This window comes from Citrobacter cronae (assembly GCF_016893685.1).
GTDB classification, from domain to species: domain Bacteria; phylum Pseudomonadota; class Gammaproteobacteria; order Enterobacterales; family Enterobacteriaceae; genus Citrobacter; species Citrobacter werkmanii.
Genome location: NZ_CP069763.1, coordinates 4,278,344 through 4,282,891, shown reverse-complemented (window position 1 = coordinate 4,282,891; position 4,548 = coordinate 4,278,344). Strand labels below are relative to the sequence as shown.

Genomic DNA, 4,548 nt, shown 5'->3' with positions numbered 1-4,548 from the left:
ATGATGTCGATGCAGGTGTAGGGACAACGTGCAGATAATGTAGGCCGGATGAGCGCAGCGCCATCCGGCAAACACTTACTTTTGAATCAAATAGCGAATCGTTGGGCCATCCTGCTGAATATCCAGCACCGTATAGCCGTGATTGCGCGCATCCAGTGGAATATTATTGATTGACTGCGGGCAGTCGCTCACCACTTCCAGAATTTCACCTTTCTTCAATTGCGGCATCGCCTCCAGCGTGGCAACTGCCGGATACGGACACGGCTCGCCGACCATATCGAGGCGATAATCAGGCACGATATTTTTCATACAGACTCCTTGGCTGGCGTCAGCCCGGCACGGCGGAAGAAACGCTTTTCCCAGCCGATGATGAGCATCAGCGCGGTAAATAACAGCAGATAGGTCACCAGCAGGCCACCCAGCGGACCAAAGGTGTTGAGCAGATTCACCTTATCCCAGTTGGTGGCCAGAGCAGGCGCAAAATCATCCCAGTAGTAAGCCAGAATGGTTGAGCCAATAACGTTGCCCAGACCAACCCACCAGTAATGCACCTGGCCTTCAACCGCGCGGTACATCCAGCCGGTTTCACACCCGCCCGCTAAAACAATACCGAAGCCGAACAGCAAGCCGCCAATCACTGCATTCGGACCCGCCCACATAATCTTCGGCTCGACGCCCAGTTGCACGTAGCTAAAGATACCGATGGCGCTGACCGCCATCCCGAAGATGATCGCTTTTGCCATATGGGTGCGACCAGAAATCCACAGGTCGCGGAAGGCTGAAGTGAAGCAGATCTGCGCCCGTTCAATCAGCAGACCGAACCCGACGCCGAACAGCATCGCCAGGCCGAGCTTAGGTTTATCCATCGCAGTGAGTAACGCCCAGCCGATCATGCCGATAAACACCAGCATCCCGAGGCGAAAACGACGACGCGCCTGATCCGGTTTTTGCGTCAGCGGGGAAGCGGCGGAGACTTTCTGCATTTTGACCGGAATACGGAACATCGGCAGCAGGGTAAAGCGTGCGCCAAACCATGAACCAATGGCTGTTGCCAGCGCAAAAAACCAGGCGTGTAGTGAGAACTGCGGAATACCGGTAAAGAACGCGGCCAGGTTACACCCCATCGCCAGACGGGCGCCGAATCCGGCAATCATCCCGCCGACTATCGCCTGCATAATGCGTATCCGACTGCGCGGCATGCGGAGTTTGACGTTGTTGGCCCAGAGTGCGGCAGCAAAACAGCCGCCGAACATACCGAGTATCATCATTCCGTCGATACGGGTCAGGGGAGAGCCTTCAAGATGGATCAGCTTGTAGTATCCCCACTCTTCGGCGTGAACGCCAAATAATTGCAGGATTTGACCGCCCCAACGGGTGAATTCGCCGGTAACGGCCCAGAAGGTTCCGGTGATGCCGAAGTAGTAAGTAGAGAGAATACCCGCTGCGATGACCGCAGGGGCAGGGGCCCAAAATTTAATTAACCAGGCCTGTTTGAAGTGTTGCCATGACATGCGTTTTGCCTCTGAACTCAGAAGGTATGTAACAAGAAGTGTGGATACTACACCGATCAGAATTTTTGACTATGAGTAATAAGAGGTAACACTGTCTGGATCAATATTTCTCAATGCTACCGAAAGGCTGGCGGCATCAGACCTTTAATGCCACAATCCCATTTTCTTCGCATGCAGGATGAATGATGAAAAAATTAGCAATCGTTGGGGTATTTCTGGCGCTGAGCGGATGCGCCGAAGTAGAGAATTATAACGACGTGGTGAAAACGCCCGCGCCAGCCGGTCTGGAAGGCTACTGGCAGTCAAAAGGTCCGCAACGCAGCCTGGTCAGCCCGGAAGCCATTGCCAGCCTGGTGGTGACGAAAGAAGGCGATACGCTGGATTGTCGCCAGTGGCAGCGGGTCATTGCCCTGCCGGGGAAACTGACGATGATTTCCGGCGATCTCACCAACGTGACCGTGAAACGCGAGCTGTATGAGATTGAGCGCGAAGGCAATACGCTGGAGTATGATGGCATGACGCTACAACGGGTGGATCGCCCGACGCAGGAGTGCGCTGACGCGTTAACGAAAACGCCGCTGCCCACACCGCTGCCATAAACAGCACGCCCCGGTAGCCAGCGGCCACCGGGGTTGAGTATTACAACACGTCTTCAATCACCCACACGCTGACGCTACCGCCGTTGCAGAAAAACGTCGCTTCCCCGTTTTCATCGGTGACCACGCTTTCTTCGCGATTTCCCAGATAATCACGCCAGGTTTTATTACCGTAATTCGCGCCGAGATTGATGGACTTTTCCCCATCGTCACCGTTAGACAGCACCACCACGCAGCCGGGATCTTCGTCCGTTCCGCTGCGGCTAAAGGCGATACAGTTAGGGTGATCAAAAAAGAGCGTCTGTACGCCGTGGGCGAAGCGCTGGCGCGCGAGGATCAGTTCGGGAAGCTGTTCGATGATCGGCATGTCGATAGAATAGGTTTCGCCATCGCCGCCGGTGTCTTCGTAATGCGCCCCGTAGAGGTCAGGATAAAACACCGACGGTACGCCGTTTTCCCGTAGCAGGATCAGCGCATAGGCCAGCGGCTTAAACCATGACTCGACAGGGGCTTCCAGCGCCTGCAACGGCTGAGTATCGTGATTGGCAACCAACGTGACGGCATGAAACGGATCGGCCTCGACTAACGTGTCCGTGAAGATTTGGCTCATGTCGTAATCGCGGCCCTGACGGGAGGCTTCGTGGAATTTCATCTGCAAAGGGGCGTCGAACAGCATGGTTTTCCCCTCCACCTGGTTAATATAGGTTTGCAGTTTGTCGACCTCGTGGGACCAGTATTCCGCGACAATAAACAATGGCTTGGGCGCGACCTCCTGTACGTGTTCAATCCACTCTTTATAAAACCATGCCGGAATATGTTTCACCGCATCTAAACGAAAACCGTCACACTGGGTTTGCTCCATCACCCAGCGCGCCCAGTATTTTATCTCCTCGGTCACGGCGTGATTTCGAAAATCGATGTTCTCGCCCATCAGATAATCAAAATTACCCAGTTCATCATCCACCTGATCGTTCCAGCCTTCACCGGTGTAATCGTTAACGATTTTGAAAATGCCGTCTTCGGTGGGGTTCTCGATATGGTCAATGCCGCTGAAGCATTTATAGTCCCAAATGAATTGTGAATACTGGCCTGCGCGGGCGGGGAAGGTATAGCGCGTCCAGGCCTCACATTCGATGATTTCATCGTCTATTTGCGTGCGATCGTCGGCGTTAACCCGCTGGACACGAATACTCTCTTTTTCATCCGCGCCCATTTTGTGGTTAACCACCACGTCGAGCAGTACGGCGATGTCGTTGTGTTTCAGCGCGTCAATTGCCGCCAGCAGCTGGTTTTTATCGCCATATTTGGTGGGGATGGTTCCCCTCTGGTCAAACTCGCCCAGGTCAAACAGATCGTACGAGTCGTAGCCAACGGAATAACCACCTGATGCGCCTTTATAGGCGGGGGGCAGCCATACCATATTGATGCCGATATCATTGAGTCCGCCTGCGCGTTCGGCAAGCTCGGGCCAGAGTTGACCCCCATCGGGGTAATACCAGTGAAAATACTGCAATAACGTGGGATTTTTCATCTTCCGTGCTCCAGAAGTCGTTTGGCCGACCTCTGGAGTATGGAAGATTATTCAGATTTAACAGAAAATTATTGCGGGGCGGTGGGGGCGTCGGGTACTAACAGCATGCCGGAAAGACGGCCATAGGCGTTATTGAGCGTCTTCTGGCGCGTCGACTGGCCGATAAGATTGCTGAGTTCATCCAGCCGCTGTTGTAACAGTGTTTTGAGTAACTGTTCGTTATCCAGCGTCTGTTTAATATACCCGGCCACTAAGTCCTGAATACTTCGTGTAATGCCAGGTGGAGTTTGCTCTTCCATGACCACTTCAATACTTTGCAGATAGGTAACTTCCTGTTCCAGTAAAAGGTCCCATTCACCCCGCTGCGCCAGTTCCAGCAGCGAGTGACTGAGTAGCGCGATGCGCTGCCAACGGTTGATAAACTCCACGGCTGAGGTCATTAACGAGACTCCTGGGACGACGCTTTCGGTGAGATCTGTTTCCAGGCTTCCGCAATGTTGCCGAGCAACCCTTCGACTTCTTCAATAGCCTGACAATCATTACGCAAGTTGGCTTGCAGTAAACGACGAATCATATAGTCATACAGCGCAGACAGGTTGGTGGCGATTTCACCGCCATTTTCCTGATCCAGACCTGCTTTCAGACCATTGTCGATAATATTAATGGCTTTACTTAACGCCTCGCCTTTGGCGACGATATCACCCTGTTGCATAAACAGGCGAGCGCGCACCAGGGCGCTGTTCGCGCCATCAAACAACATTTCGATCAGCTGATGCGGGCTGGCGCTCATTACGGCGCTTTCCACACTGACCTGTGCATAGGCTTTGGTACCGCTCGCGGTATACATGCTTACCTCGTGTTATCAGGATTTATTCATCGCTGTAAATTGTTGGCCCAGGTAGGTACTGGT

General features: G+C 53.4%; 6 protein-coding genes. 1 reads left to right on the top strand and 5 read right to left on the bottom strand.

Annotation, left to right across the window (positions count from 1 at the left end; all coding sequences use genetic code 11):
* Nucleotides 1–75: 75 nt before the first annotated feature.
* Both yedF and yedE read right to left on the bottom strand, forming a co-directional pair.
* Nucleotides 76–309 (bottom strand): sulfurtransferase-like selenium metabolism protein YedF, encoded by a 234-nt coding sequence (gene yedF / locus JSN25_RS18660; RefSeq protein ID WP_000790504.1) that lies wholly within the window; start codon nucleotides 307–309, stop codon nucleotides 76–78.
* Complete coding sequence (gene yedE / locus JSN25_RS18655; protein ID WP_420921586.1) at nucleotides 306–1,532, bottom strand: selenium metabolism membrane protein YedE/FdhT; 1,227 nt, start codon at nucleotides 1,530–1,532, stop codon at nucleotides 306–308. Before yedE ends, yedF begins: the two co-directional genes overlap by 4 nt.
* A 164-nt stretch (nucleotides 1,533–1,696) precedes the next feature.
* Between yedE and yedD the strand changes: the two genes are divergently transcribed.
* Nucleotides 1,697–2,110, top strand: coding sequence for a lipoprotein YedD (gene yedD, locus JSN25_RS18650; RefSeq protein ID WP_110497599.1), 414 nt, complete (start codon nucleotides 1,697–1,699; stop codon nucleotides 2,108–2,110).
* A 40-nt stretch (nucleotides 2,111–2,150) separates the two neighbouring features.
* Here yedD and amyA read toward each other — a convergent pair whose 3' ends face one another.
* The 3 genes from amyA to fliS all read right to left on the bottom strand — a co-directional run bounded on the left by amyA (nucleotide 2,151) and on the right by fliS (nucleotide 4,485).
* Nucleotides 2,151–3,638 (bottom strand): alpha-amylase, encoded by a 1,488-nt coding sequence (gene amyA / locus JSN25_RS18645; protein WP_204525232.1) that lies wholly within the window; start codon nucleotides 3,636–3,638, stop codon nucleotides 2,151–2,153.
* Nucleotides 3,639–3,706: 68 nt separating this feature from the next.
* Nucleotides 3,707–4,078, bottom strand: a complete 372-nt coding sequence (fliT, locus tag JSN25_RS18640) for a flagella biosynthesis regulatory protein FliT (protein WP_003030458.1) — start codon at nucleotides 4,076–4,078, stop codon at nucleotides 3,707–3,709.
* Nucleotides 4,078–4,485 (bottom strand): flagellar export chaperone FliS, encoded by a 408-nt coding sequence (fliS, locus tag JSN25_RS18635; RefSeq protein WP_085048008.1) that lies wholly within the window; start codon nucleotides 4,483–4,485, stop codon nucleotides 4,078–4,080. Before fliS ends, fliT begins: the two co-directional genes overlap by 1 nt.
* Nucleotides 4,486–4,548: the final 63 nt, after the last annotated feature.